Origin of the sequence: Sphingomonas daechungensis, from assembly GCF_039543105.1 — a bacterium.
In the GTDB taxonomy this organism is placed as follows: Bacteria; Pseudomonadota; Alphaproteobacteria; order Sphingomonadales; family Sphingomonadaceae; genus Sphingomicrobium; species Sphingomicrobium daechungense.
Genome location: NZ_BAABJC010000001.1, coordinates 2,140,855 through 2,166,540 on the forward strand (window position 1 = coordinate 2,140,855; position 25,686 = coordinate 2,166,540).

The 25,686-nt window shown below is 64.1% G+C and carries 20 protein-coding genes; 9 read left to right on the plus strand and 11 right to left on the minus strand.

Annotated features, from left to right (window positions below; all coding sequences use genetic code 11):
* Positions 1-45: 45 nt before the first annotated feature.
* Together queF and ABD928_RS11250 are read left to right on the plus strand one after the other, a co-directional pair.
* Positions 46-495 carry a preQ(1) synthase gene (gene queF, locus ABD928_RS11245; protein WP_345168808.1) on the plus strand — a complete coding sequence of 150 codons (450 nt, stop codon included), beginning with the start codon at positions 46-48 and terminating at the stop codon, positions 493-495.
* On the plus strand, positions 482-1,489 hold the full coding sequence (locus ABD928_RS11250; RefSeq protein WP_345168811.1) for a 2-dehydropantoate 2-reductase: 1,008 nt from the start codon (positions 482-484) through the stop codon (positions 1,487-1,489). The genes queF and ABD928_RS11250 overlap by 14 nt, the downstream gene beginning before the upstream one ends.
* On the opposite strand, the gene ABD928_RS11255 is transcribed toward ABD928_RS11250, so the two are convergent.
* From ABD928_RS11255 to hflK, 7 genes are all read right to left on the minus strand, one after another.
* Positions 1,490-2,125, minus strand: a complete 636-nt coding sequence (locus ABD928_RS11255; RefSeq protein ID WP_345168814.1) for a hypothetical protein — start codon at positions 2,123-2,125, stop codon at positions 1,490-1,492.
* Between the two features lies 1 nt (position 2,126).
* Positions 2,127-4,145 carry an OPT family oligopeptide transporter gene (locus tag ABD928_RS11260; RefSeq protein WP_425569722.1) on the minus strand — a complete coding sequence of 673 codons (2,019 nt, stop codon included), beginning with the start codon at positions 4,143-4,145 and terminating at the stop codon, positions 2,127-2,129.
* Positions 4,145-4,546, minus strand: coding sequence for a nuclear transport factor 2 family protein (locus ABD928_RS11265; protein WP_345168817.1), 402 nt, complete (start codon positions 4,544-4,546; stop codon positions 4,145-4,147). Before ABD928_RS11265 ends, ABD928_RS11260 begins: the two co-directional genes overlap by 1 nt.
* Positions 4,536-6,176 (minus strand): helicase HerA-like domain-containing protein, encoded by a 1,641-nt coding sequence (locus ABD928_RS11270; RefSeq protein ID WP_187715121.1) that lies wholly within the window; start codon positions 6,174-6,176, stop codon positions 4,536-4,538. Before ABD928_RS11270 ends, ABD928_RS11265 begins: the two co-directional genes overlap by 11 nt.
* 60 nt (positions 6,177-6,236) lie before the next feature.
* Positions 6,237-7,790 (minus strand): Do family serine endopeptidase, encoded by a 1,554-nt coding sequence (locus ABD928_RS11275; protein ID WP_223276460.1) that lies wholly within the window; start codon positions 7,788-7,790, stop codon positions 6,237-6,239.
* 74 nt (positions 7,791-7,864) lie between these two features.
* Entirely contained in the window at positions 7,865-8,725 is an 861-nt protein-coding gene (gene hflC / locus ABD928_RS11280) for a protease modulator HflC (RefSeq protein WP_187715767.1), read from the minus strand.
* On the minus strand, positions 8,725-9,807 hold the full coding sequence (hflK, locus tag ABD928_RS11285; protein WP_345168823.1) for an FtsH protease activity modulator HflK: 1,083 nt from the start codon (positions 9,805-9,807) through the stop codon (positions 8,725-8,727). Before hflK ends, hflC begins: the two co-directional genes overlap by 1 nt.
* A 72-nt stretch (positions 9,808-9,879) precedes the next feature.
* Here hflK and ABD928_RS11290 point away from each other — a divergent pair, with 72 nt between their 5' ends.
* Entirely contained in the window at positions 9,880-10,845 is a 966-nt protein-coding gene (locus tag ABD928_RS11290) for an Mrp/NBP35 family ATP-binding protein (protein WP_187715120.1), read from the plus strand.
* Between the two features lie 26 nt (positions 10,846-10,871).
* Positions 10,872-11,309, plus strand: coding sequence for a CoA-binding protein (locus ABD928_RS11295; protein ID WP_187715119.1), 438 nt, complete (start codon positions 10,872-10,874; stop codon positions 11,307-11,309).
* On the opposite strand, the gene ABD928_RS11300 is transcribed toward ABD928_RS11295, so the two are convergent.
* Both ABD928_RS11300 and ubiA read right to left on the minus strand, forming a co-directional pair.
* Entirely contained in the window at positions 11,306-12,652 is a 1,347-nt protein-coding gene (locus ABD928_RS11300) for a TldD/PmbA family protein (protein WP_345168828.1), read from the minus strand. The two genes, ABD928_RS11295 and ABD928_RS11300, sit on opposite strands and share 4 nt — an antisense overlap.
* Positions 12,653-12,661: 9 nt before the next feature.
* The gene (gene ubiA / locus ABD928_RS11305; protein WP_345168831.1) at positions 12,662-13,576 is read right to left on the minus strand and encodes a 4-hydroxybenzoate octaprenyltransferase; all 915 of its coding nucleotides are present in this window, start codon (positions 13,574-13,576) and stop codon (positions 12,662-12,664) included.
* Positions 13,577-13,782: 206 nt separating this feature from the next.
* Here ubiA and ABD928_RS11310 point away from each other — a divergent pair, with 206 nt between their 5' ends.
* From ABD928_RS11310 to ABD928_RS11330, 5 genes are all read left to right on the plus strand, one after another.
* Positions 13,783-14,517 (plus strand): 16S rRNA (uracil(1498)-N(3))-methyltransferase, encoded by a 735-nt coding sequence (locus tag ABD928_RS11310; protein ID WP_187715118.1) that lies wholly within the window; start codon positions 13,783-13,785, stop codon positions 14,515-14,517.
* 72 nt (positions 14,518-14,589) lie between these two features.
* Positions 14,590-15,966 carry a glutamate--cysteine ligase gene (locus ABD928_RS11315; protein WP_187715117.1) on the plus strand — a complete coding sequence of 459 codons (1,377 nt, stop codon included), beginning with the start codon at positions 14,590-14,592 and terminating at the stop codon, positions 15,964-15,966.
* A complete protein-coding gene (gene pip, locus ABD928_RS11320) occupies positions 15,966-16,937 on the plus strand; it encodes a prolyl aminopeptidase (protein WP_187715116.1) in 972 nt (323 codons plus the stop codon). Before ABD928_RS11315 ends, pip begins: the two co-directional genes overlap by 1 nt.
* Before the next feature lie 87 nt (positions 16,938-17,024).
* The gene (locus tag ABD928_RS11325) at positions 17,025-18,458 is read left to right on the plus strand and encodes a GH1 family beta-glucosidase (RefSeq protein ID WP_187715115.1); all 1,434 of its coding nucleotides are present in this window, start codon (positions 17,025-17,027) and stop codon (positions 18,456-18,458) included.
* Between the two features lie 142 nt (positions 18,459-18,600).
* Positions 18,601-20,910 carry a TonB-dependent receptor gene (locus ABD928_RS11330; RefSeq protein WP_345168840.1) on the plus strand — a complete coding sequence of 770 codons (2,310 nt, stop codon included), beginning with the start codon at positions 18,601-18,603 and terminating at the stop codon, positions 20,908-20,910.
* 33 nt (positions 20,911-20,943) lie between these two features.
* Here ABD928_RS11330 and ABD928_RS11335 read toward each other — a convergent pair whose 3' ends face one another.
* Both ABD928_RS11335 and ligD read right to left on the minus strand, forming a co-directional pair.
* Complete coding sequence (locus tag ABD928_RS11335) at positions 20,944-23,103, minus strand: penicillin acylase family protein (RefSeq protein ID WP_345168843.1); 2,160 nt, start codon at positions 23,101-23,103, stop codon at positions 20,944-20,946.
* Positions 23,096-25,603 carry a DNA ligase D gene (gene ligD / locus ABD928_RS11340; RefSeq protein ID WP_345168846.1) on the minus strand — a complete coding sequence of 836 codons (2,508 nt, stop codon included), beginning with the start codon at positions 25,601-25,603 and terminating at the stop codon, positions 23,096-23,098. The genes ABD928_RS11335 and ligD overlap by 8 nt, the downstream gene beginning before the upstream one ends.
* Between the last annotated feature and the right edge of the window lie 83 nt (positions 25,604-25,686).

Below are 25,686 nucleotides of genomic sequence, written 5' to 3' on the forward strand. Positions count from 1 at the left end.
GGGTAGGATAGGCGGGAAGACCGAGGCCTGCTAGGTGGCCGCGCCATGGTCGAAACGACGCATCTCGGCAAAGCCGCGCCGCTGCCTTCGTCGCCGGAAGAGGCGCAACTCGATTACGTGCCCAACCCACGGTCGGGCACGCTCTACCTGGTGCGGTTCGCAGCGCCGGAATTCACGTCTCTCTGCCCGGTAACCGGACAGCCCGACTTCGCGCATCTGGTCATCGACTATGCGCCCGCTAAGACGATCGTCGAGAGCAAGAGCCTGAAGTTGTTCCTCGGGTCCTTCCGCAATCATTGCGGCTTTCACGAGGACGTGACGGTCGGCATCGGCCAGCGCCTGGTGGACGAGATGAAGCCGCAGTGGCTGCGCATCGGCGGCTACTGGTATCCGCGCGGCGGCATGCCGATCGATGTCTTCTGGCAGAGCGGCCCGCCACCCGAGGGATTGTGGCTGCCGGACCAGGGGGTTCAGCCCTATCGTGGCCGCGGCTAGGGTCGTCGTCCACGGCGCCGGCTCGGTCGGCTGCTTCATCGGGGGATGCTGGCAAGCGGCCGGCGTTCCCGTCAGCTTCCTCGGCCGAAAGAGCTTTGGCGCAGAGATTGCCGAACACGGCCTGTCGCTGAGCGATTTCGCAGGGTGGAAGGCCCATCTCTCCGACGTCGACTACCGCACCGACGCATCGGTTCTCGCGGATGCCGACATCATCGCACTGACGGTGAAGAGCGGCGCAACTGCAGAAGCGGCCCAGCAGATCGCGGATCATGCCCGGGACGGCACGCTCGTCGTCAGCTTCCAGAACGGGATCAGCAATCTGGACGTGCTCCGGCGCGAGCTCGGCGGGCGTTTCAAGATCGCTCGCGGGATCATTCAGTACAATGTCGTCCATCTCGGGGAGGGCCGCTTCCACAAGGCGGTTGCAGGGGCCTTGTTCGCAGAGGACCGCCCGGAGATTCGCGAACTGGCTGCGATTGTCGCCGATGGACCAGCGCCGCTGAAGCTGTCCGATGACATGACGGGTGTCGCCTGGGGGAAGCTGCTCATCAACCTCAACAATGCGGTCAACGCGCTGTCCGGCCGGACACTGCTCGGCGAATTTGGCGAGCGCGACTATCGGCGAGTGGTTGCGGCTTCGCAGCATGAAGGGCTGGCCCTGCTTAAGCGAGCCGGGATCCAGCCGGCGAAAATTGCCGCGGTTTCGCCAGCGGTCCTGCCCTACGTGATCGGATCACCGAACTGGCTCTTCAAAAACGTCTTCCTGCGCAAATGGAAGATTGATGAGAAAGCACGGTCGTCGATGAACGACGATATCGTCGGCGGCCGTAAGACTGAGGTCGACTACATCAACGGCGAGCTGGTTGCGCTCGCTGAGCGGCTCGGGATGGATGCGCCGATCAATCGCAAGGTTGTCGAGCTGATCCGGAAGGCGGAGCAAGGCGCTCCAGCGCTTGGCCCTGCAGAGCTTCGCCGAGAAGTGCTCGGGCGCTAGCTATGGCTCGACACGGCGGAAGGTGATCACCGTTTCGTAACGCCGCATCAGCAGTTTTCCGTCCTCGATTGCCAGCGGCTCCCTGTCGAACACTGCCTTGCCGAGATCGTTCGGGGTGAAGCGCAGGACGAGCCTGTGACCGCCCGGCTTCAGCGGGATCGGATCACCAAGGAAGCCGTAGATTGGAACCACGGGCCGGATCGAGGTGACGGTCGCGCCGCCTGTATCGACGTCCCCGTCGCTGCTCGCTTCCAGCCCCACCGGCCGGTCCTGCCCCGCGACTGTGGCCACAAGATCCATGCGACCCGTCCATCCGAAACCCGGTGGCTCCAGCGTCACCGATAGCTGGCCGTCGGGTGCCGGTTCGTCCTTTACGAGTACGAAATTCGGCGTCTGGGGCTTCGGGTTGCTGGTGAGGAGGACGGTGCTGCCTTCGACCGTCCAATCGCCTTCGCCCTCTTCGGAAGCTGCGCCATATTCGAGCGCGTAGCGGAAGCGGCCGTCGGGTCGAAGCTCGAGGCCACCGCCCATCTCCATCTGGCGGATCTCGTAAAGGCCGGCGAGCTTGGCTGGCGGTTCGGCCCATGCCGCCGTGGCGACGGTCAGCAAGGCCAGGCCGAGTACCCCCCGCCTCATCCTATCGCGGCGTGATCTCGTGAGGCGGAATCACATGGTCTTCCGGCACCGCCGGTGCGGAGCGGGCGTCCGAGACCGTCTTGGAATAAAGCCAAGCGATCGCCGCCGCGAAGACGAGGATGCCAATCGGCACCGCCCATGCATTCTCGCTGACGAGGGCCATCGGTGCGTCGCTGTTGGTGGCGGCGACGATTCCGGCGAAGAGCACTCCGAACAGGCTTTCCCCGACGATCAAGCCGGTGGCCATCAGTACACCAAGCCGCTGCGCGAACTCGGGGTTCTGGCTCCGCGCTGCCCACTTTTCATAGAGGTGGCCCAGCAGGGCTCCAATCGGGATCAGCAGGGTCAAAGCCATCGGCAGGTAGATGCCCATGCCGACCGCCAGCGGCGGCAGCGAACCCTTCTTGGTCGCTCGAAGAATCTCGTCGACCGCGACGCAGATGGCCCCGATCACCGCGCCCCATCCGATCAGGCCCCAGTCGAGGTCGCCGCCGAGCACGCCTTGCGCGATGGCCGAGATCAGCGCGGCCTGCGGTGCGGCCAGCGACGTGTCCTTCGCGCCGGGCGCGCCCTGGAACCCGAACGCCGAATTGAGCAGGTCGAGAATCGGCGGGATTACCAAAGCTCCGAAGATCACGCCGAGAACCAGTGCGACCTGCTGCCGCCATGGCGTCGCGTCGACGAGCTGGCCGGTCTTCAGGTCCTGCAAGTTGTTGTTGGCGATCGTTGCTATGCCGAAGATCAATGCCGTCACGAAGAGTGCGAAGGCGACGAGCGACTTGGTGAGGTCGCCAGTTACGCCCGGGAACAGCAAGGCGAGGATCACGGAAATACCGAGCACCGCAAGGATGCCGACGCCGGAGACCGGGCTGTTCGAAGCACCGATCAGGCCGGCCATGTAGCCGGTGACCGCCGCGATGATGACGCCGATGACCAGGATGTAGACGATGCTGATGCTGAGGGTCAGGGCCGGCTCCGATGAGATCGGCGGGGTGTTGGCAAAAGCATAGAGCAGGAATGCGATCGGGATCATCGATAGCAGGATCGTGCCGCCGACGATGCCGATCGGCAGGTCGCGCTCGGTCAGCGGAAGCTCGTCGCCGCGGCCGGCCTTGCGAGCGCTGTTGGCGACGAGGGCGGCACGGATGCCGGAAACGATTGGGCCGATGATCCGCAACAGCGTCCAGATCGCTGCGACGCCAATCGTGCCTGCACCGATGAATCGAACCTTGTTGCGGAACACATCGTTGACGAAGTCGCCGATCTCCACCCCAGGCGCTGCAGCCGAAATCGCGGTGTAGTGCGGGACGAGATAGACCCAGCTGATCAGCAGCCCGACGAACATGGCGATGCCGACGGCGAGGCCGACGAGGTGTCCAACGCCAATCAACGCCATCGACAGGCTGGTCGAAACGGCGGTGGCGCCGCTTCCGAATTTGAAGGCCTTGGCCGCGTCGGCGGCGAGGAGCTTGGTCTGGGCGAGAGCCGCATAGCCGGCTGCTGCAATCGAGCTCCACACGATCATGCGCAGGCCGCGCTTGTTCTCTTCGGCGCCGCCGACGCCTGCGCCGACCTTCAGCACTTCCGCCGCGGCGACACCTTCGGGGTAGGGGAGGTCAGTGCCAGTGACGAGTGCGCGTCTCAACGGCACGGAATACATGACGCCGAGGATGCCGCCGATGGCGATGACGGCGACCGACAGCCAATAAGGGAAGCCGGTCCACCAGCCGACCATGATCAGTCCGGGCAGCACGAAGATGATCGCCGACAGCGTGCCCGCCGCCGAAGCGATCGTCTGGACGATATTGTTTTCCTGGATCGTGGAATCCGAGAAGAACCGAAGCACGGCCATCGAGATGACGGCGGCCGGGATCGAGGTGGCGAAGGTAAGTCCGATCTTAAGGCCAAGGTAAACGTTCGCCGCAGTGAACACCAAGGTAATGATCGCACCCAGGATGATCCCTCGGAGCGTGAGCTCCTTCACGGCCTGAATGCCACTCTTTCCCGACACTGTTGCCACTAACGTCCCTCCGTCCCGTACTGGCCCGGGGGTGCCGGGCTGGAATGCCTTCGAACCACTTTCCACTGACCATCGTCCTGGACCCAAACGTCGGTGAGCAGGACGCAATCTTCGATCTCGCCGCCAAGGTATTTGACGCGCCAGCGTGCCCAAATCGTCCCGACCATCACCTGGTCGAGAACGACGGCATCACGGATGTCGAGATCGATGGAGATGAGCTCGCGCTTCTGGATCGCGTCGATCCATTCATCGCGAGTGAGAATGAATGGACCAGTCGAGCGCGTGCCGATCAGGACGAAGCTCGGATGGATCAGGCTTTCGAGCCTGTCCACGTCCTTGGCGCACAACGCGTCGCGCCAAGCGCACTCGAGCGCCTGAATCTGGTCGCGCTTATCTGCCACGCAATAATCCGCCGAAGATTCCCCGGAGAAGCTGGTTGCCTAGCTGCCGTCCGACGGAGCTGGCGATGGAGCGGCCCGCCGACTGGATCATCTTGTCGGCCATGGTCGGCTTGGCGGCCTCGCGCGCCTGCCGGGCCGCTTCGCGCTCCTCGGCAGCACGCTGGCGTTCGGCTTCGCGCTGCTGTTGCGCCTCGAGCCGAGCCTGAGCCGCCTGCGCCCGCGCCGCTTCCTTGGCGGCGACGGCATCGAGCTTCGCCTGCTGCGCGGCCGCCTTCTCGGAATCTGTCTTAGCCTTGAGCTCGGCGGCTGCGGCTGCCGCTTCGTCGCCCTTGGCCTTGAGGATCTCCTCGGCGGATTCGCGATCCAGCAAGGTGTCGTACTTCACGCCGACCGCATCGGTCGTGATGATGATGTTGCGCTCCTCCGGCGTCAGCGGGCCGACGCGGGTCGAAGTCGGCTTGATCAAGACGCGCTGGACCGGCGACGGCGATCCGTCGGGCTGCAGCAGCGACACCAGGGCCTCACCGATCTTCAGCTCGGTGATGGCGGTCGCGACGTCGATCGCGGGATTGATGCGGAACGTGTCGGCCGCCGCTTTTACCGCCTGCTGGTCGCGCGGCGTGAAGGCGTTGAGCTTGTGCTGGATGCGGTTGTTGAGCTGAGCCGCGACCTTGTCCGGAATATCGATCGGGTTCTGCGTGATAAAATAGACGCCGACACCCTTCGAACGGATCAGGCGGACCACCTGCTCCACCTTTTCGAGCAGTCCCGGAGGCGCGTCGTCGAAAAGAAGGTGAGCCTCGTCGAAGAAGAAGCAGAGCACGGGCTTGTCGGGATCGCCAATCTCCGGAAGCTCTTCGAACAGCTCGCTCAGCAGCCAGAGGAGGAAGGTCGCATACAGCCGCGGAGACGCCATCAGGCGATCCGCCGCCAGCACGTTGACGAAGCCCCGCCCCTGGTCGTCGAAGCCAATGAAGTCGTGGAGTTCGAGCGCCGGCTCGCCGAAGAAGTGATCGCCGCCCTGGCTTCTCAACTGAAGCAACGAGCGCTGGATCGACCCGATCGATTGCTTCGTGACGTTGCCGTACTGCAGCGTCAGCTGATCCGCTTCCTCGCCGCAATGGACCAGCATCGATTGCAAATCGTCGAGGTCGAGGAGGAGCAGGCCTTCCTTGTCCGCGACATTGAAGGCGATGTTGAGCACGCCTTCCTGAACCTCGTTGAGGTTCATCAGCCGGCTGAGCAACAGCGGGCCCATCTCGCTGACCGTCGTGCGGATCGGATGGCCTTGCTCACCGAACAGGTCCCAGAACTGAACGGGCACGTCGTGGTACGTCCAGTCGGTCATGCCGATGTCGGCCGCCCGCTGCTGAAAGATCGAGTGGATCTTCGACGTGGGCGATCCGGCCATTGCGAGGCCTGACAAATCGCCTTTCACGTCGGCGACAAAGCAGGGGACGCCTGCGACCGAGAGTCCTTCGACGATGCCCTGCAGCGTGACCGTTTTGCCGGTGCCGGTGGCGCCGGCGATCAGTCCGTGCCGGTTCGCCCGCTTGAGCTCGAGCTGCTGCGGATTTGCACCACCCGCCTCGCAACCAATGAAGATACCGCTCGTCGGTTCGCCGGCCATGCGCACTCCCTCGAAGATTCGCGGGCGCAACCTAGCCTCGGCAAAACGCCGTGGCGACTCCTACTGCTGCGGAGCGATGTCCACGCCGACAAAGGCTTCCGGCCCGGTGCCGCGCCTGACCAGCAGCAGGACGCTCGTCCGTCCGCCAGCCTTGGCCGCGGCGACCGCAGCCGCCACCTGAGCGGGTGTCGTCACCGGCTGCTGGTTGACCGACATGATCAGGTCGCCCCGCTGCAGGCCCTTCTCGCTGGCGTCGCTGTTCGGGTCGACCGAGGTCACCACGACACCGCGAGCGCCGGCCGGAAGACTGAGCGCGCGAGCAATGTCAGCGTTCAGCGGCTGAAGCTGCAGGCCCAGCACCGCGCTGCCTGGAGTGGCGGGCGTGTTCTCCGGGTTAAGCGGCTGGTTGTCGTTTCCGCCCAGCTGCTTCGCGAGCTCTTCCTCGGTCGGACGCTGGCCGACAGTGACGGTCACCGTCTGCCGCTTGCCGCCACGGATGAGCTCGACCGGGACCTTCGAACCGACCGGCGTGTTCGCAACGATGTACGAGACGGTCTGGTCGGGGTTCACGTCGCGGCCGCCGACACGGAGGATGACGTCGCCCTGCTGAATCCCGGCGCGAGCGGCGGGCTCGTTCGGCTGCACGGAGCGGACGATCTCGCCGCGATCCTTCGGAAGGCCGAGCGATCCGGCGATGTTTTCGTCGAGCGGCTGGAGGCCGACACCGAGATAGCCGCGCGACGGACGCTGCCCGCGGCGCAGCGAATCGATGACCGGCTGGGCAAGCTCGGCCGGAATGGCGAGGCCGATGCCGACCGAAGCACCGGTCGGCGAGATCAGCGCCGAGTTGATGCCGATCACGTTGCCGTTGAGATCGAACATCGGGCCGCCCGAATTACCCATGTTGATGGACGCATCGGTCTGGATGTAGCGGTCATAGGCGCCGGCACCGGTGATACCGCGATGCAGGGCCGAGATGATGCCCGCAGTAACGGTTCCGCCAAGGCCGTAGGGATTGCCGATCGCCAGCACCCAGTCGCCCACGCGGGCCTTGGTGCTGTCGCCCCAGTTAACGAACGGCAGGTTCTGCCCCTCGATCTTGAGCAGGGCGAGATCGGAAGCCGTGTCGCGGCCGATGATTCGCGCCGGATATTCCTTGCGGTTGGTCAGCGTCACGGTGACCTGATCGACCGTTCCGTTGCCGGTCGCGCTCTGGATCAGGTGGTTGTTGGTGACGATGTAGCCGTCCGGCGAAATGATGAAGCCGGAGCCGAGGGAGCCGGTTTCACGGGTGCGCGGCCCGCCACCGCCCTGGCCGTTGGGGGTCTGGCTGTCGGGAAATCCGAAGCGTTTGAAGAACTCTTCCAGCGGGTCGGACTGGGTCCTGACCGGTACGCGCTGCTTCGTTGAAATGTTGACCACTGCTGGCTGAAGCTTTGCCGCCAGGTCCGCAAAGGACATGGGGGCTCCACCCGGCGCCATCGCCGCGGGAGAATTTTGCGCAACCTGCGCACCCGCCGACCCGGTTGTCAGCGAAAAGGCGGTTCCACCCAACAGCAGCGCCGTTGCAACTCCATAGGCGTAGCGCACCGTCCCGGACTCCTTCGATCTCATCGATACTCCATGAATTGCACGTTTAGCACTTACGCTGGCGCTAGCCACAACGCCTGAACGCGAATTGAACGGACTCAGCGTCCTCTCCCAGCGAATTCCTTCAAATAGGCATTGTCAGGCGACAAAACGATGCTCGTGGGAGCAGTTTTATCCTGGCCGTCGCCGACGAAGGTCGTCTGGTAACTCTGCATGGCGCGGTAGAAGTCATAGAAGTCCGCATCCTTGCCAAAGCTTGCGGCATAGGTCTTCGCCGCGTCAGCGTCTGCTTCCGCACGGATGATCTGCGCCTGCTTGGCACCCTGGGCACGGATTGAGCGAGCCTCCTGCTGGCGCGCCGTCCGCATCCGATCGTAGGCGGACTGAAGCGGCGTGCCGTCGGGAAGGTCGGTCTTCTTGATCCGCACATCGATGATTTCCGCGCCGTACTGGCTGGCGATCATGTTGAGCGACTTCTTGACGCTTTCCATGATTCCCTGCCGCTCCGGGGTCAGGAGCGCCGCGAACTCGATCCGGCCGAGCTCATTGCGAACTTCCGAGCCCAGGATCGGGCGTAGCTGGTCGCGAAGCTGGTCCTCGTTTCGTGCACGGATGTACATTTTCAGAGGATCCACGATGCGGTAGCGGGCGAATGCATCGACCTCGAGCCGGCGCTGGTCGGTCGACAGCACCTGCTGGCGCTGCATGTCCACGTCCTGCACGCGCTTGTCGATCCAGACGATGTCTTCCGCGAACGGAATGCGCCAGCTGATTCCCGCGCCTGCGCTGCCGATCGGGCGGCCTGGTTCGTAGCGGTTGAGAATCCGGGCCGGCTTGCCGAAGCGGACTACGACGGCCTGCTTGGTTTCCGGAACGACGGGGAAGCTGCTCACGAGCACGAGCAACAGCGCGAGTGCGACGACCGCGGTAACGATCGGACGCTGGCGGATGAAGTCCATCATCGCTGCGTCTCCTGCTGCTGCGGCTGCGACTTCTTAAGCTCCGGCAGTGGAAGATACGGCGTCACTCCGGGCGCCTCGATGATCGTCTTGTCGACCTTGGATAGCACCTGCTCCATCGTTTCGTAATACATGCGGCGGCGGGTGACTTCGGGCGCGAGCTTGTACTGCTCGTAGACCTTGTCGAACGCCGTCGCCTCGCCCTGCGCCTTGGCAGTGAGCTGAAGGGCATAGGCCCGGGCCTGGTTGACGTAGGACTGGGCGTCCTGCTGGGCCGCCGTGACTTCCTTGAAGGCGTCGTTGACGGCGTCGGGCGGATCGGCCTGCTTGATTGCGATGCCCTGCACCTGGATGCCCGAGCGATAGCTGTCGAGGATACGCTGCATCAGCTCGGTGACCTGGGTTTCGATCTCTGCCCTCTTGTCACCCATGGCGTCGTTCAGGCTGACCCGGCTGACGACCGCGCGCATTGCGCTTTCCGCCACCTGCTTGGTCGTTTCGTCGGGATCCGCAAGCTGGAACAAATAGAGCTCCGGCGTCCGGATGTTCCAACGGACCGAATAAGCGATATCCAGCAAGTTCTGGTCGCCGGTCAGCATCAGGTCGTTATCGCCGGTCGAACCCAGGTCGAACGAGCGGATGTTCTCGACGTCGATCTTCTTCACGCGGTCGATTGGCGAGGGGAGGGTGAAGCCCACACCTGGCCCGAGGGTAGTGGTGTAGCGCCCGAACCGGGAAACGACGCCGCGCTGGCTTGGCGAGATCACGTGGGTCGAGGTGAACAGCAACCAGACGAGCACCAAAGCGCCGATCGCCCAGAAGATGAGGGAGCCGATCGGCCGGCCAGAATAGCCGCCGCCGCCGCCGCCGAAGCGTTCGCGTCCCCGGCGAAGGAATTCGTCGAGGGAGGCGGTTTGTCGCGACGATCCCGTCGCGCGCTTGCCCTTGGAGGGAGTCTCGCCCCACGGGCCTTTCGGAGACGGTTCGTCCTCCGGCTCTCCGCCGCTCGACGGACCCCATGGACCTTTATTGTCGCTGAAGAGGGCGCGCGCCCTGGGGACGAGCCCCGAAAAGATGGTCATGGGACCACTATAGGAAGCAGTCCGGGCGAAAAACAGTGGCAACCGAGCGACGACTTCCTATGTCGCGCGGCGATGGCAGCAGAGAATGACCCGCTCGCGACGCTCGATGCGCACCCGGAAGCCGCGCGCCTGCGCTCGCGAAAGCTGAAGGATGGCGTAGCGACGTTGATCGTCGATGCGACCGGTCTTGGAACCGCGGATCGCGCGGCCGTCGAGGAAAATTTCCGCGACGCCGCGCTGGCGATTGAAGGCGTAAGCGAGGCACGCATTGCCATGACCGCCTCGCAGCCGGCGCGTACCCTGATCGCCGTCGGGGCCGGCAAGGGCGGGGTCGGCAAATCGACTGTCGCGACTAACCTGGCCATCGCCATATCGCGGACAGGAAAGAAAGTCGGTCTTGTCGACGCCGACGTCTACGGACCGTCGCAGCCGACCCTGCTAGGGACCAATGCCAAGCCCGAAGCCGAGGACGACCGCCTGATCCCGGTCGAAGCGCATGGCCTCAAGTTTCTTTCGCTCGGCCAGCTGGTGTCGCCGGGCCATGCACTGGCCTGGCGCGGGCCGATGGCGACGGGTGCGCTGGCCAAGCTGATCGAGGCGGACTGGGGCGATGCCGAGGTCCTCGTCGTCGATTTGCCGCCGGGCACCGGTGACGTCCAATTGTCACTGATCCAGAAATCGCGGCCGGATGGGGCCGTGATCGTCTCGACACCGCAGGACTTGTCCTTGATCGACGCGACCCGCGCGATCGACCTGTTCCGCAAGATGGACGTGCCGGTTCTCGGGATCGTCGAGAACATGGCGGGCTACATTTGCCCGCATTGCGGCGAAGGCTCCGATCCGTTCGGCAGCGGCGGCGCGGAAGCTGCCGCGGAGACGATCGGCGTGCCCTTCCTGGGGCGGCTGCCTTTGTCGCCTGCAATTCGCTCGGCATCCGATGCCGGAATGCCGCCAGCCGCGGGCGCTCCGCAGGACGCGGACGCTTTCACCAGACTCGCCGCCGCGGTGTTGGCCGAACTGGAGAAAGTTCGCCGCTGAAGCATTGAACGCTCGGGAGACGACTGATGCCGCTGACCACCGACGAAGACATCCGGCAGTTGCTGACAGAGGCACGGACGATTGCCGTGTTCGGCTGCTCGGACCGGCCGGATCGCCCGTCCTACGGCGTGTCGGCCTTCTTGCAGCGCCACGGCTACCGGATGCTGCCGGTCAACCCGCAGATCACCGGCGAGCGCGTTCACAACGAGTTCGTCTGGCGCGACCTTGGCCAGATCGGCGTCCCGATCGACATCGTCGATATTTTCCGCCGCCCGATCGCGGCAGGCGAGGCCGTCGACCAGGCGATTGCCGCAGGCGCCAAGGCAGTCTGGATGCAGCTCGGAATCGTCAACGAGGATGCGGCGGCCCGCGCCGAGGCTGCCGGCCTCAAAGTGGTGATGGATCGCTGCACCAAGATCGAGATCATGCGGCTTGGCGTTCCGGCCATCGAGGCGGCGGACTAGGCGGCGGCGACTGTCATTTCCGGCAATAGCAGGGTCGGGGAATCGATCCCGCGCCGGAACTCCAGATCGCTGCCCGGCTCTAAAGTTGCAAACATTTCGAGCAGGTTGGAGGCGATTGTGATTTCGGCGACCGGCTCCGCGATCTCGCCGTTGCGGACCATGAAGCCGGCAGCTCCCCGGCTGTAGTCGCCGGTCACGTAGTTGATCCCCTGTCCGATGAGTTCGGTGACCAGGATCGCTTCCGGATAGCTGGCGAGAAGCTCCTCCCGAGTGCGGTTCCCCGCCTCGATGAACAGGTTGCTCGGTCCGGCCCCCGGCGCTCCGCCAGCACCGCGCACGGCGTGGCCCGTCGGCTGGATGCCAAGTTGGCGAGCGGACGCGCTCTCGGCTGTCCAAGTTCGAAGAATTCCATCGGATACGAAGTCCATGCGAGCAACCGGGAGACCTTCGCCGTCAAAGGCGCGGGAGCGAAGTCCGCGCGGGCGGAGTGGATCGTCGACGATCCGCACACCGTCTGCAAAAATGCGCTCGCCGAGCTTGCTGAGCAGGAAGCTGGCCTTTCGCGCAATCGATCCGCCGGAGATAGACGCGGCGAAATGAGTCACCAGCGACCCGGCGACGCGAGGATCGAACAGGATCGGATAGCGTCCCGGCTGGGGCTTGCCGGGGTTGAGCTTGGCGATCGCCCGATCGCCAGCAAGTCGGCCAACGATTTCCGGTGCGTCCACGTCCGACAGATGTCGCGCACCGTGCCATGCGCCGTCGCGCTGCATTGTCGGCCCTTCTCCGGCAATCACGCTGACGGAAATGCTGTGCCCCGTGGAACGCGAAGCTCCGCTAAAGCCGGAGGATGTGGCGAGCGCCATGGTGCTCGCAGAGCGGCCCGCCGAGCCTCCAGAAGAATTGGTGACGCCTTCGACCGCGCGCGCTGCTCTCTCGGCTGCGAGTGCGCTCTCGCGTAATTCCTGCGGGCCCGGGGCGCTTCGATCTTCGGCGTCGATGTCAGGGAACGGTCCTCGGGCAATCAGCTGAGCGGGTGCAAGCCCCGCGTAAGGATCCTCAGGTGCTTCGCGAGCCATGGCGACTGCGCGTTCGACGAGGGCTGAGAGCGCCTCGTTCGAGAAGTCGGACGTGGACACGCTGGCGGACTGCTGCCCGACGAAGACCCTCAGGCCGACGTCTTCACCTTCCGAAAAATCCACATGCTCCAGCTCGCCAAGGCGGACCTGCACGCCCTGGGACTTCGACCCGATGTAAACGGCGTCTGCGGCATCGGCACCGGCACGGCGCGCCTGCTCGACGAGCGATTGCGCGGAATCGCGCGCCTGTTCCACGGAAAGCATTGGCGGCGCCTAGCGGCTGGAAAGGCCGACGACCAGCAGCCCGAGGAAAACAAGGAAGCCTGCGGTCCGATTGGACCGGAACAGCTTGAGCGCCAAGTCCCCGTCCTTGGAATCGGCCCGGCGCGCCTGGCTGGCGAGGTGGATCGCGGCGGGAGCCAATGCGACGAGCGCGAGCCAGTCCGCGCGGACCGACCAAATCGCGGCGCCCCAGAATAGCACCGCGATTGCATAGAAAACCGCGACGCCCTGCGCTGCCTTGTGGCCGAGCCGCCGTGCCGACGACTTCACGCCAACCAGCGCGTCATCCTCGATATCCTGGATGGCATAGAGCGTGTCGTAGCCGACGACCCAGGCGATGCTTCCCAACCACAGCAGCAGCGCGGGAAGATCGAGCGTCCCGCGCACGGCCGGCCACCCGACCAGAGCGCCCCAGGAGAAGACGAGGCCGAGCCACGCCTGCGGCCACCAAGTGATGCGTTTCATGAAAGGATAGGCCGCGACAGGCGCAATGCTAACGAATGCAATGATACCCGCGGTGACATTCAACTGGGCCACCACAACCAGTCCCAGCAGACAAAGCGTTGCGATCAGCGCCCACGCGGCGCCGACCGAGGTCCGCCCGCTTGCGAGGGGACGAAGGCGCGTGCGCTCGACCGACTTGTCGAGGTTCCTGTCGACAATGTCGTTGTAGACGCAGCCGGCGCTCCGCATCGCAAAGGCGCCGAGGAAGAACCACAACAGCAGGCTCCAGTGCCTGTCGACGCCCGCCAGCGCCACGCTCCACGCGCATGGCCAGTAGAGCAGCCACGTCCCAATCGGCCGATCGATCCGCATCAGGGACGCCAGCGGTCTCAGGCGAGCGGGGAGAGCGCCGATCAACCCACGGCGTTCGCTGTCGGGCACGATATCGGAAGCGGCGGTCACCGCGCGAGCGTTAGCGCGGGTTGCACGGTATGTCTGCCAATGATGTCTCGCCAGTTGGCCGGAGATCGATTACGTTCCCGAAACGGCTGTCTGGATCGCTCTTCTCGCCGTTTTCGTTGCGCTCATTCCGGTGTTCATTTCGCAGTCTCGCAAGGGCAAGTAGCCCTGCCGTAGTCGGGCCACGCGCAAGGCGCTAAGCCGCTCTGATGCCTGCAACGCCCGCCTGGCCGCCGAAGAGCCTGCCTCGCTTGTTCGTGAGAACGCCGCTTGCAGAGGGGACTGGTGTCGAGCTCGACGCAGGTCAGGCGAACTATCTCGGCAACGTCATGCGCCTCGGCGAGGGAGCCGAATTGCTCGTCTTCGACGGCGAGTCCGGCGAATGGCTCGCGCGGGTTTCCGAGGCAGGCCGCAAGCGGATGACGCTCACGGTCGAGCGGAAGACGCGGGACGCGGAGGTCATGCCCGACGTCTGCCTGGCGTTCGCGCCGGTAAAGCGCACGCAGACAGACTGGCTGGTCGAAAAGGCAACCGAGCTCGGCGTGGCGGCTCTGCAGCCGGTCATGACTCACCGCACCATTGCGGAGCGCGTGAAGCTGGAGCGGCTGCAATCGATCGCGATCGAGGCAGCGGAGCAATGCGGCCGCACGGTGCTGCCGGCGATCGCGGAGCCAGTCAGCCTTCAACAGCTCCTGCGAGAAATCCACCGCCCTCTCTACTTTGCCGACGAGACCGGCGGTGAGCCGGCCGCCAACGCATTCAGGCCAGGTTCTGCGACTATCCTGACCGGCCCCGAAGGTGGATTCACCGACGAAGAGCGCGCCGCGATCCGCGATTTGCCCTCGGCCACGCCAATCTCGCTCGGGCCGCGTATCCTGCGTGCGGAGACGGCGGCGCTCGCAGCGCTTGCCGCGTACATGGCGGTCGCCGGCGATTGGCGCTGAAAGCCGGGCTTATGAGGCCATAAAGCGGAAGTGCTGGCGCGGATTCCCGCCCGGAGCTAAGTCGCGCTCCCAATGACGCAACGCACCGACGATACGCCCGAGACGCACCGCATGATCGAGAGCCGCGACGATTTGCTTGCGGTCTTCGCCAAGGGTGAAAAGCCGCAAGAGCGCTGGCGCATCGGAACCGAGCACGAGAAGTTCGTCTATCGCGTCGCTGACCACCGAGCACCCAGTTATGACGAGGCCGGCGGTATCCGCGATCTTCTGAATGGCCTCACCGAATATGGCTGGGAGCCTGTGCTCGAGAACGGCAATGCGATCGCTTTGTCCGGCCCGGATGGAACAATCAGCCTGGAGCCGGCCGGCCAGTTCGAGCTTTCCGGCGCTGCGCTGGAGAATTTACACCAGACTTGCGCCGAGGCCGGGCGCCACCTCAACCAGTGCAAGGCGGTGGGTGAGAAGCTCGGCATCGGCTTTCTCGGTGTCGGCATGTGGCCCGACAAGACGCGCGGCGAGCTGCCGATCATGCCCAAGGGCCGGTACGCGATCATGCTCAACTACATGCCGAAGGTCGGCTCGCTCGGCCTCGATATGATGTTGCGCACATGTACCATTCAGGTGAATCTGGACTACAGTTCAGAAGCCGATATGGCTAAGAAGTTTCGGGTCGGCCTTGCTCTCCAGCCCGTTGCAACGGCTCTGTTCGCGAACTCGCCGCTGACCGAGGGCAAGCCCAACGGCTATCGCAGCTTCCGCAGCCACATCTGGGAGGACACCGACGCCGACCGAACCGGAATGCTGCCGTTCGTGTTCGAGGATGGGTTCGGTTACGAGCGCTACCTCGACTATGCGCTGAACGTACCGATGTACTTCGTCTACCGCGACGGAAAGTACATCGACGTCGCGGGCGAGAGCTTCCATGCCTTCCTCGACGGAAAGCTCCCGCAACTGCCCGGAGAAAAGCCGAGGCGGTCGGACTTCGTCGATCATTTGTCGACCATCTTCCCGGAGGTTCGCCTCAAGAGCTTTCTCGAGATGCGTGGCGCCGACGGCGGTCGCTGGGGCAAGATTTGCGCACTTCCGGCGCTGTGGGTCGGGCTACTCTACGACAGCCAGGCTCTCGATGCCGCCTGGGACCTCGTCAAGGACTGGACCATCGAGGAGCGGTCGCAGGTTCGGCACGACGTTCCGAAACTGGCGCTTAAGACGTCAGTCCCCGGCGGCGGTACCGTGCACGATCTCGCCCGCCAGGTGCTCGACATCGCATCCGATGGCCTCAGCCGACGCGCGCGACTCAATTCCGCCGGCGACAACGAGAGCGGATTCCTTGATCCCCTCCACGAAGTCGTCGCAACTGGCGTGACGCCTGCCGACCGCCTGCTCGACAAATATGAGAACGAGTGGAATGGCGACGTTTCGCGCATCTACGAGGAGTTCAGCTTCTGATGGACATACACGCCCCACAGCGCCGGACCCTCTATCCGGAAATCCAGCCTTACGAGACGGGCATGCTCGACGTCGGCGACGGCCACAGCCTCTATTGGGAACTCAGCGGCAATCCGAACGGCAAGCCGGCGGTGATGCTGCACGGCGGCCCGGGCGGCGGGTCGAGCCCTGACCATCGGCGCCAGTGGAACCCCGACAAGTACAAGATCCTCGTGTTCGACCAGCGCGGCTGCGGGAAGTCGACTCCCTACGCGAGCCTAGAGAACAACACGACCTGGGACCTGGTCGACGACATCGAGAAGCTGCGGACGCAGGTTTCGAAGGTCGACAAATGGCAGGTGTTCGGCGGCAGCTGGGGCTCGACGCTGTCGTTGGCTTACGCGCAGACCTACCCCGAGCGCGTTACCGAGGTTATCCTTCGCGGCATCTTCCTGTTCGACCAATACGAAATCGACTGGATGTATGCCTACGGCGGCGCATCATCGGTCTATCCCGACAAGTGGGACGAGTTCGAAGCGCCGATTCCCGAGGCCGAGCGCGGCGACATGGTTGAAGCCTATCGCAAGCGCCTGACCGGCGACGACAAGGACGTGCAACTGACTGCCGCCAAGGCCTGGAGCAAGTGGGAAGGTGACATCGTCACCCTCCTGCCGAGTCCGGCCACCGTCGAGCATTTCACCAGCCCCGACGTTGCGGTCGCGGTGGCCCGCATTGAGAACCACTACATGGCCAACAATGGCTGGTTCGAGGAAGGTCAGTTGCTGAAGGGAGTCGAGAAGCTCCGCGGCATTCCGGGCGTGATCGTCCAGGGCCGCCATGACACGTGCACACCGCCGCGCGCGGCCTGGGCACTGAAGAAGGCTTGGCCGGAGGTCGACCTACAGATCATTCCCGACGCCGGGCACCTCTTCAACGAGCCGGGCATTCTCGACGGCCTGGTGCGCGCGACGGACAGGTTCGGCGACGCCTGAACGCGCCTGTTGTGAGCGCTAACATTCCGGCTCGCCAACCGCAGTAGCCATGCTATGCACGCAGCTTCGTTTTGGGAGAGGCGAAGCATGACCGAATTCTCGCGTCGCGATATTGGCAAGATACTCGGTTCCGCTTCGACGGCCGCGATTGTTGGCGGTCCGGCCGGACTGGCGAAGGCCGCACCCACCGACCTGTCGTTTCCGAAGGACTTCCGCTGGGGCTGTGCGACAGCGGCCTACCAGATCGAAGGCGCGGTCAACGAGGACGGGCGCGGCCCGACCAACTGGGATGTCTTCTCGCACACGCCGGGAAAGGTGTTCGGGAACGACAATGGCGACGTCGCGACGGACAGCTACCATCGCTACGCCGAAGACACGCAGCTTCTGAAGAACCTCGGAGTCAGCAGCTATCGCCTGTCGCTGGCCTGGTCGCGCATCTTCCCGACCGGTCGCGGCAAGCCCAACCAGAAGGGCGTCGATCACTACAACCGGGTCCTCGACAATCTGCTCGAGAACGGCATCGAGCCGTATGTCACCATGTTTCACTGGGACTATCCGGCGGCGCTTCCTGGCGGCTGGCAGAATCGCGACACCTCGAAGGCCTTTGCCGAATATGCGGGCTACATGGCCGGCCAGATCACTGACCGTGTGAAGAATATCATGACGGTCAATGAGCTGCGCTGCTTCACCGACCTTAGCTACAAAGTCGGAATCCACGCTCCGGGCATGAAGCTGCCCGATGCCGAGGCGAACCAGGTTCGGCACAACGGCGTGCTTGCCCATGGCCTCAGCGTCCAGGCGATCCGTGCCCATGCCAAGCCTGGGACGAAAGTCGGAATTGCGGACAATACGGTCATCCATGTGCCGGTGATGGAGACTCCGGAGCATGTCGCCGCGGCCCAGAAGGCGACTCGCGTGAACAACGCCATGTTCCTGACCGCGATCATGGAAGGCCGCTACATCGACGAATATCTGACTCAGGAAGGCGCGAATGCGCCCAAGGTGCAGGCGGGTGACATGGAAGCGATCGGCAGCCCGCTCGATTTCGTCGCCCTCAATATCTACGCGCCGGAATGGGTGCGAGCCGACGACTCGCCGCGCGGCTTCGCGGTCATCCCGCATATTCCCTCGTCGCCGCGAATGGCCTCGCCATGGCTGATTGTCGGCCCGGAGGTCGGATACTGGGGCGTGCGCCAGGTCAGCGAGCTGTGGAAGCCGAACGTGATGTATATCTCCGAGAACGGAGCGTCAGCGGACGATCCGCTGACCAACGGCCGCGTCGATGACGCCGACCGCGTGATGTATCTCCGGAATTACGTCGGCCAGTTTCACCGCGCGGTCGCCGAGGGCTATCCGCTCAAGGGATATTTCCTGTGGAGCCTGCTGGACAATTTCGAGTGGGCCGACGGCTACAGCAAGCGGTTCGGGATTCACTACGTCGACTTCAAGACCCAGCAGCGTATCCCGAAGCTGAGCGCCGCCTGGTACAAGGAAGTGATCCGGAACAACCGCATCGTCTGAGGCCTTCGGGCAACGGTGACGCGCTGGATTCGCCAAGGTGACTCTTTTGCGTAGCTTTGTAGCTTGAATCGCGCATAGGGGGCTCGGAACGACTCCGGGCGCCGCTTCATGCCCGCGCCTTCCAGATATCCGGGGGGATGAGATGCGCACCTATCTTTCGTCGATCTCGGCGTTGGCAATTGCCACTGCCGGCACCTTCGCCACGCCAGCTGCGGCTCAGGATGCGCCAGCTCCCGACGCGCCTGCGGCCACTCCCACCGACGCAGCCCAGGTTCCGGTCGAACGCGAAGACACGGGCCTCGGCGAGATTATCGTTACCGCCCAGCGTCGTTCGGAAAACCTGCAGGACGTTCCCGTCTCCGTCGGCACCATCAACGAGGATCAGCTGACGGCGATCAACGCGGCGGGCGCCGACGTCCGTGCGCTCGCGGGGCGGGTACCTAGCCTGAATATCGAAAGCTCGTTCGGACGCACATTTCCGCGTTTCTACATTCGCGGTCTCGGCAATACCGACTTCGACCTCAACGCGTCGCAGCCGGTCAGCGTGGTCTACCAGGATGTGGTCCTCGAAAACCCGATCCTGAAGGGCTTCCCAGCCTTCGACCTCGATCGCATCGAAGTCCTGCGCGGCCCGCAAGGCACATTGTTCGGCCGCAATACCCCTGCCGGCATCGTCAAGTTCGACACCACCCGTCCGGGCCGTGGCGATAATTATGCGCGGATCAGCTACGGCACCTATTCGACGATCAACGCCGAGGGCGCGACTGGCGGCAATCTCAGCGACCAGGTTTCGGCGCGCGTGTCGGGGATCTGGCAGCACCGCAATGACTGGGTCGACAACCTCGACGACCCTGGCAAGCACGACCTCGAAGGCTATGACGACTACGCCCTTCGCGCGCAGGTCCAGTTCAAGCCGACGGAGGAGCTCAAGATCCTGCTGGTCGGCCAGTTCCGGCATTTGAACGGTAGCGCTCGCCTGTTCCGCGCCAACGCGATCGAGCAGGGCACGAACAATTTGGTCGGCGTCACTGGCGGCGAGTTCAAGCGCGACCAGGTTCGCACCGACGGCCTGAATTTCCAGAAGCTGCGGACGCAGAACGTGGCCGGCACGATCGAGTATGATTTCGGCGCCGCGACGCTCTATTCCGTGACCAGCTACTGGCACGGCAAGGTCGAAAGCCGCGGCGACATCGACGGCGGCTTCGGCTGCTGCGGCCTGCCAGGATCGGGCCCCGGCTTCATCCCGTTCCCTGCGCAGAGCCAGGACAATGTCCCGAGCCTCGACCAATTCACGCAGGAAATCCGGATTGCGTCGAACAACAAGGGCGGCTTCGGATACCAGGCCGGCGTCTTCTACTTCGACGAGAATCTCGACATCGAGAGCTTCGACTTCTCGAACCCGACTGACACGTCACCGGCGGCGATCGTCAACCAGAAGCAGGATTCGAAGGCGCTCGGAATCTTCGGCTCGGTCAATTACGCGACCGACAGCGGCCTGACGCTTCAGGCCGGCGCGCGCTGGAACCACGACAAGAAGACGCTCGACGCCGAACGCCTGTTCGACATTCGGCCGCTTTTCGTGGGCGGTGGCCCGGTTCCGGAGACGACCACCAGGGTCAAGGACAGCCAGCTGACCTGGGACGTCAGCGCGCTCCAGGAGGTCAGTCCGGACGTCAACGTCTATGCCCGTGTCGCCAAGGGTTATCGCGCTCCCGCGATCCAGGGCCGTATCCTGTTCGACCGTCAGGTTTCGACGGCGAACAGTGAGAGGACGATGTCTTATGAGGCGGGCATCAAGACCGTGCTGTTCGACCGCAAGCTGCGCTTCAACTTCGACGCGTACTTCTTCAAGACCAAGGACCTGCAGCTATCCGCGGTCGGTGGCGGCACCAACGCCAACCTGCTGCTGAATGCGGACGCGGTGAAGGGCCACGGCCTCGAAGCGGAATTCGAAGCCCGCCCGGTCACCGGCCTGACCTTCACCGGCGGCGTCAGCTTGAACATCGCGAAGATCCGCGACAGCGGCCTTGTCGTCGAGACCTGCGGCGCGCCCTGCACCGTGCTCGATCCGGTTGCGGTTCCGGCAGCGCCGTTCCAGCCGTCGATCGTCTACATCGACGGCAACCAGCTTCCGCAGGCGCCGAAGTGGACGATTAACTTCACCGCCGGATACGAGCATCCGGTCGGCCCGGGCAGCATCTACTTCTACACCGACTGGTACCACCGTTCGAAGATCCAGTTCTTCCTCTACCGCTCGGTCGAGTTCAGCGACGACAGCCTTCTCGAGGGCGGCGTGAGGATCGGCTACAAGTGGGACAAGTTCGACGTTGCCGGGTTCGTCCGGAACATCACCAACGACGAAAGCGCCGTTTCCGGCATCGACTTCAATAACTTGACTGCGATGGTCAACGAGCCGCGCATCTGGGGTGTCGAGTTCGGCGTGAAGTTCTGATCCGACTAAGGGCAGGGCCGCCGGGTTCTGCCCTTAGTCGCCGGGCCTGTAGGTCCGTTCCGTGTGACCCTTCAGCTGGTCGGGATAGAAATAGACCTCGCGCAGGTTGCCGGAGGCATAACGCTCCGCCTGATCGTTGAAATGCTTTGAGGCGGGATTGCCGCTTTGGCCTCCGGCCGTGACCGCGCGCGCGCGGACCCGGCGCCCGAATTCGACGACGGCGACGAAGCTGTTGCCACTTGTTCCGTACCATCTCTTCGTGCCGGGCTTCTGCGACGCGCCGAACGACGCGAGCGACCCCCAGCGGGCGGAGCTGAAGGGGACGGGAATGCTCGGGCCCGCATCCGTGAAAGGATGATCGATTGCGGGTGAAATGCGCTGGAAGCGGTTCACGTCGCCCCACGGCACTTGCCACCAGCCGAAGTCGCGGCGAAGCCGCGCCATCGCTGCCCTTAGGGCATCGAGCTTTTGCTTGCCGCTGAGACGAAGCAAACGCTGGAAAACTGGAAGGCCGTCATCCCATTCAGTGTTGGTCGAGAGCTTCCAGATCTCGTCGCCCCAATAGTTTGCGATAGTGTTCGCGATCGATCCCGCGCTCCAGCGATTGTCCCATGTTCGCAGCACACCGATCGCGCCGCCCAGTTGCGCGCGCTGCGGACTTCTGACCGGAAGCGCGTCATAGGCTTGAACGAGGCCGGGAAGTAGTAAGCCGAACCCTGGCTGGTCGTTATCGAAAGCCGCGGATTGCAGCTTCTCTCTCGTCCAACTTCTGCTTGCCATCAGCAATTGGAGCGCGTGAATTCCGCGATAATTCTCGCCGAACGTATCCATGTAGGCGGGGAAGGGCTTTGGCTTCGGGCTGTTCGGACCGGCCGCGGAGTAGGGCCAGTTGTTGGTGTTCTGCACCCAGCCATTCGGCGGCGTGACTGTGCTTGGCAGTTCGGTGATTGGGTGGAGCGGACCCCAGTCCGTCGCCGGATCGCTGCCGTCGACGGGCTTCGAATAATCGAACCGGTTGTCGCGCCGCGGCATGAACTGCGGCATCAGCATCGCGATCTCGCCCTTGCTGTCCGCAAAGACCGTGTTGTTGGAGCTGTTCGCCTTGAGGTCGGCGACCTTGAGGAAGTCCTTCAGGTCACGCGTCTTGGTGCGAAGGAAGCTCTGCTGAAGAGCGGCAACCGGCTTGTCCATCATCGCGAAGGAAACCCAGCGGCCGTTCGCCTCGCGGACGATAGGCCCGTGATGCGTGCGCCAGGTGGTGAAAGTCCGCTGGACCAGCTTGCCGTTTGCGGCGCGGTAATTGATCGTGACGTTGCGTTCGACGAGCGAGCGGCAGTCCTTGCCGAAGCGGTAGCAAAAGCCCTTGCCCTTGCGCTCGACCTTCTCCGCGAACTCATCGACATTATCGACGCCGCTCGACGTGTGCATCCAGCCGACGCGCTCGTTGAAGCCCTGGTAGATGAAGAACTGGCCCCACGTTGAGGCGCCGTAGGCATTGAGACCTTCGTCGCTGCTGACCTGCAGCTCGGAGCGGAAGAAGAAGCTGGTGTGCGGATTGATCAGCAGCAGCGATCCGGTGCCGGGCGCTGTGATCGTCGGTGCAATCGCGATCCCGTTCGAACCGCGCGGTTCAACGTCCTTCAAGCTGGCGGCGAGGGTACGCTTGCCCGCGTAGAACTTCTGCAATTCGCCGAGATCGATCCGCTCGATGTCGCCGCCGATGCTCCCTTCGGTGAAGCTCAGCGCCATCCACGGCTCGAAGCGGGTGAGGACGCGCGGGCGCACGTTCGGATGAGTCGCCAGGTAGTAATTGAGGCCTGCCGCCCAACTATCCATCAACCGCTTCAGCCACGGCGGGCTCGCGGCGTAGTTCGCCCGTAACTCCGGCTCGCTGACGTAGAGGCGCGCACGCAAGTCCTGCCAGATCGCCTTCTCGCCCTCGGCTTCGGCGGTGCGGCCGAGATTGGTGAGATAGTTTGCCTCGATCCGCGGAAAGTCGTCCTCGGCCTGCGCGTAGATCATGCCGAACACCGCGTCGGCGTCCGTCTTTCCGCGCACATGGGCGATGCCCCAATCGTCGCGAGCGATCGTGACGCGCGCAGCCTGTCCGCGCCATTGCTGGAGTTCGGGCGGCGATGCGGCGATCAGGACGAAGAGGAGTGGGAGGAGCGTTAGACGGAGGCTGTTACGCATCCGGAAGGGATTGCGACGCTTTTCCCCAGCCCGCAAGCGACTTCGACTTGGCCCGCTTCAGCAGTTCGCCCGCATCGCGGATCGAAAAGGCGTGGCCGCTGTCGAAGTCGTCAAGTTCGTCCCACGTCACCGGAGCCGCGACCGGAGCGCCCTCGCGGGCGCGGGCGGAGTAAGGCATGACCGCGGTCGCTCCTCGCTGGTTGCGGAGCCAGTCGATGAAAATGCGGCCAGTGCGCTGCGCCTTGCGGATGTTGGCGGTGAACCGCTCCGGCTCCGCTTCCGAAACGGCGCGCGAGAAGCGGTCGGCGAAGCTCTTCACCTTCGGCCAATCGGCGGTCGCGTCGAGCGGGATAACAACGTGGATGCCTTTCCCTCCGGTGAGCAGCGGAAAGCTCTTGAGGCCGAGCTGTGCGACGAGGTCGCGCACGTAAACTGCGGCTTCCGTGACCTTGCCGAAGTCGAGCCCTTCATCGGGGTCGAGGTCGAACACCAGGCGGTCGGGGCATTCGACCGCGCCGATTTTGCTGCCCCAGCCGTGAAACTCCATCGTGCCCATCTGCACGCAGGCGAGCAGGCCGCGGATGTCGTCGAAGTAGAGGTAGTCCTCCGTTTCGCCATCCTTTTCCTCGATCGGGATTTGCTTCACGTTCGGCCCGAAGGTGCCTTTATCGTGCTTCTGGAAGAAGCATTCGCCGGTTCGTCCGCCCGGGCAGCGGATCAAAGTCATTGGCCGGTCGGCGCAATCCTTCATGATCAGCGGCTCGATGGTCGCGTAATAGTCGGCGAGGTCTTTCTTGGTCAGGCCAAGCTCGGGATAGATGACGCGGTCCGGGCTCGAGATCTCGATTCCGAAGTCCTCGGCGGACTTCAGCTTGACCTTCCGCGGCGCGGTCTTCGGCTTCGCCGTCACGTTCGTTTCCCTGAGATGCCTGGGCACCTCGCGGACGACCTGGCTCGCAGGTTTGTCCTCACGCAAGGCGATGAAGCTTGGATGTCGAAGAACGCCATCCGACGTAAACTCCGTAAAGGCGATTTCGGCTACGAGCTTCGGCTCGATCCAGTGCGCGCCCTTGCGCTCCGCGCGGGGGACTTCGACCGCCGCCTTGTCCGTCGCGAGCGGCTCCATCCGCTCCATCAGGTCTTCGATCAGCGCGCCGCTGAAGCCCGTGCCGACCTTGCCGGCGTAAGTCAGTTTACGGCCATCGCGCGTGCCGACCAGCAATGATCGGAACCCGCGGCGCTTGTCGCTTTCGGACCAGCCGACGATGACGAATTCCTGGCGCCGGATGCATTTGACCTTCAGCCAATTGCGCGTGCGTTCGCCGCGGTAGGGGGCATTGGCGACTTTTGCGATCAGGCCTTCGCCGCCCGCCTTGCAGATCTCGCGGAACAGCTCGTCACCGCGGCCGATGACGTGATCGCCGAACAGGATCGGTTCGGCCATCCCGGCAAGCAGAGATTTCAGGCGGTCCTTGCGCTCGATATTCGGAAGCCGGGTTATGTCCTCGCCGCGGTCGACCAGCAGGTCGAAGGCGTAGAAGGCGAGGTTCCTGCCGCGGCTGTCCTTCAGCGTTGATTGGAGCAACTGGAAGTCGGGTTTCCCGGTCTCATCGAGCGCAACCGCTTCGCCGTCGATCAGGCAGCCGGGGGGAAGATGCGCCGCGGCTTTCACCAATGCTCGGAACTTGTCGCTCCAGTCCTTGCCGTTGCGGGTCCAGGCGGTGGCCGCACCGCTGCCCGTGGCGATCAGCAGACGGTAGCCGTCGTACTTGTATTCGAAGAGCCAGTTCGAACCCGGCGGAACCTCGTCTACCAACGTCGCGAGCTGCGGCGACTGGAACGGCGGCGGAGCTTCCGATGCCTTTTTCTTCGCGCGCCCGCCTTTCTGACCGCCGCGGTTGGAGCGCCAGACTTCGCTCCCGGATGCGATTTCCGCCATCGTGCGGTCGGTGGTCACGCTGGTGGTGAACTCGTCGACCAGCTCCTCCCCATTGTCGGGATTGGCAAACTCGTCGGTGACCTTCTTCAGCATCCACGGCTCGGCCTTTTCGCCGGGCTTGGGCTTCAGGCGGAACATCACCCACTCCCCGCGCATGCGCTCGCCTTCGAGGGTGAAGTGGAGGTGACCTTCTTCCAGTGTCTTGCGTGGGTCCTTGTCGGGGTGCGGAATCCAGCGGCCATGGTCCCACAGCATCACCGTGCCGCCGCCATATTCGCCCGCCGGGATCGTCCCTTCGAAGCTTCCGTAATCGAGCGGATGATCCTCTGTGCGCATGGCGAGACGGTTGTCGCCCGGGTCGAGACTGGGCCCCTTGGGCACCGCCCAGCTTTTCAAGACACCGTCGAGCTCCAGCCGGAAATCCCAGTGGAGGCGCGACGCCTCATGCTTCTGGACGACGAAGCTGTCGCCCTTGCCCTTGAGCTTGCGGCCCTTCGGCTCCTTCGTCTTCGTGAAGTCGCGCTTTTGGTTGTAGGTCTCGATGTCGAGCTTGCGGGCCATTATCCGCGCTCCCGCGAAGGCAGGAGCCTAGTCCAGCGCCGCAGGCGCTGCCTTCCGGCAGCGAACTGGGCCCCTGCCTTCGC

Coding starts and splice junctions, on each gene's coding strand:
- queF (WP_345168808.1), top strand. CDS start 46: ATGGTCGAAACGACGCATCTCGGCAAAGCCGCGCCGCTGCCTTCGTCG.
- ABD928_RS11255 (WP_345168814.1), bottom strand. CDS start 2,125: ATGAGGCGGGGGGTACTCGGCCTGGCCTTGCTGACCGTCGCCACGGCG.
- ABD928_RS11270 (WP_187715121.1), bottom strand. CDS start 6,176: ATGGCCGGCGAACCGACGAGCGGTATCTTCATTGGTTGCGAGGCGGGT.
- ABD928_RS11275 (WP_223276460.1), bottom strand. CDS start 7,790: ATGAGATCGAAGGAGTCCGGGACGGTGCGCTACGCCTATGGAGTTGCA.
- hflC (WP_187715767.1), bottom strand. CDS start 8,725: ATGGACTTCATCCGCCAGCGTCCGATCGTTACCGCGGTCGTCGCACTC.
- hflK (WP_345168823.1), bottom strand. CDS start 9,807: ATGACCATCTTTTCGGGGCTCGTCCCCAGGGCGCGCGCCCTCTTCAGC.
- ABD928_RS11290 (WP_187715120.1), top strand. CDS start 9,880: ATGGCAGCAGAGAATGACCCGCTCGCGACGCTCGATGCGCACCCGGAA.
- ABD928_RS11295 (WP_187715119.1), top strand. CDS start 10,872: ATGCCGCTGACCACCGACGAAGACATCCGGCAGTTGCTGACAGAGGCA.
- ABD928_RS11300 (WP_345168828.1), bottom strand. CDS start 12,652: ATGCTTTCCGTGGAACAGGCGCGCGATTCCGCGCAATCGCTCGTCGAG.
- ABD928_RS11310 (WP_187715118.1), top strand. CDS start 13,783: ATGCCTGCAACGCCCGCCTGGCCGCCGAAGAGCCTGCCTCGCTTGTTC.
- ABD928_RS11315 (WP_187715117.1), top strand. CDS start 14,590: ATGACGCAACGCACCGACGATACGCCCGAGACGCACCGCATGATCGAG.
- pip (WP_187715116.1), top strand. CDS start 15,966: ATGGACATACACGCCCCACAGCGCCGGACCCTCTATCCGGAAATCCAG.
- ABD928_RS11325 (WP_187715115.1), top strand. CDS start 17,025: ATGACCGAATTCTCGCGTCGCGATATTGGCAAGATACTCGGTTCCGCT.
- ABD928_RS11330 (WP_345168840.1), top strand. CDS start 18,601: ATGCGCACCTATCTTTCGTCGATCTCGGCGTTGGCAATTGCCACTGCC.
- ABD928_RS11335 (WP_345168843.1), bottom strand. CDS start 23,103: ATGCGTAACAGCCTCCGTCTAACGCTCCTCCCACTCCTCTTCGTCCTG.
- ligD (WP_345168846.1), bottom strand. CDS start 25,603: ATGGCCCGCAAGCTCGACATCGAGACCTACAACCAAAAGCGCGACTTC.